The organism is Candidatus Nitrosotalea sp. FS (assembly GCF_011319475.1).
Lineage (GTDB): Archaea > Thermoproteota > Nitrososphaeria > Nitrososphaerales > Nitrosopumilaceae > Nitrosotalea.
In genome coordinates, this window is the sequence record NZ_RCMC01000234.1 from 854 (window position 1) to 2337 (window position 1484).

A 1484-nucleotide genomic window follows, 5' to 3' on the forward strand; every position below is an offset into this window, starting at 1 on the left:
TGCCACATTTCCTCCATTATCGATTGCAGTCCAGGTTATCATGGTAATCCCTAGTGGGAATTTTGATGGAGCATTGCTAGTGATTGAAGCAATACCGCTGTCATCAGTTCCAGTAGCCTGGCCAATTGATACTGGTGTCAAGATTCCAGTTGCTTCAATTGTCATGTCAGCAGGAGCCGTAATAGATGGAGGAGTGTGATCATTAGGAGCCGTGATTTTGACAGTATTAGCCTGAGTGGTGTTTTGTGTGACTACTTGCTGTGTAGGAGTGGTTGTTTGTGTTTGGTTGACAGTTTGTGNCGGAGGAGTGTGATCATTAGGAGCAGTGATTTTAACAGTATTTGCCTGAGTAGTGTTTTGTGCGGCTGCTACTTGTTGTGTAGGAGTGGTTGTTTGTGTTTGGTTGACAGTTTGTGTTGGTGTTGTAGTTGCAGGTAAAGCCTGAGCCTGGACAAATTTCTGAATTCTATTATTGTTTGAATCCACAACAAAGACATTTCCGTTCGAGTCTACTGCAGTGGATCGTGGAGTATCAAAATAGTCAGCACCTGTGCCTTGGCTTCCCCAAGATGTAACAGTATGTCCGTTGGTATCAAGCTCTACAATTCTGTTATTTCCAGTGTCTGCAACAAAGATATTTCCGGATTTATCAATAGACATTCCAAGTGGAGTCTGAAGATTTGAGCCACTTGAGCCACCAAAAGATTTCAAAAAGACACCGTCTTCTGTGAATTTTTCTATTTTATTTCCACCTGAATCAGCTACATAGATACTTCCTTGTGAATCGGCAGCAACTGCACGCGGAGAAAGAAACTCGCCATCACCCAGTCCACTCTGTCCAATACTAAGCAAGAATTTTCCAGAGCTGTCAAACTTTTCGACTCTGCTGTTTCCCGTATCAACAACATAAACATCACCTGTAGGATCTACTGCCACACCTTGTGGAAGTAAGAATTGGCCATGGTTTGATCCTTGGCTACCCCACTTTGTTACAAATTTACCTGTGCTATCAAATTTTTGAATATTATTTTGTGCATTGTCAACAACATAGATTGAATCACTTGTTACTGCAAGTCCTGCAGGAGCATTGAACTGGCCATCACCGCTACCTTTTGTTCCAAAAGTAAATAGAAAGTTTCCATTGTTATCAAATTTCTCTATTCTTCGATTCCCAAGATCAGTTACATACACATTTCCTGATGAATCAACTGACACTCCTTGAGGAAATGCAAATTGACCAGTGTTTTGTAGTCCGTATGTACCCCATTGTACAGAAAATGATGGGGCTGAGGTAGTAGCCCAAGAATAGTCAAGAAAGTACTTGACAGTACTAGTATCATAATCCCAATTAGAACTGGGTAAGTCTTCAACACGAACAAATTGCAAGATACTAAAAAGATCTCCTAAGTGAGTAATTGTTACAATTTTGGTCAATTCTGGTAAATTAGAATGGCTTGTTGACTTCTCTTGTGAATACATAACTT

1 protein-coding gene and 1 pseudogene are annotated in these 1484 nt (G+C 40.7%); both read right to left on the minus strand.

Going from position 1 to position 1484, the window contains the following annotated elements; all coding sequences use genetic code 11:
- On the minus strand, window positions 1-216 hold a 216-nt coding region (locus tag DYY66_RS16415; RefSeq protein ID WP_394352622.1), incomplete at its 3' end, for an HYR domain-containing protein.
- Between the two features lie 84 nt (window positions 217-300).
- Window positions 301-1479, minus strand: a pseudogene (locus DYY66_RS16420) (6-bladed beta-propeller); the annotation flags it as partial.
- Between the last annotated feature and the right edge of the window lie 5 nt (window positions 1480-1484).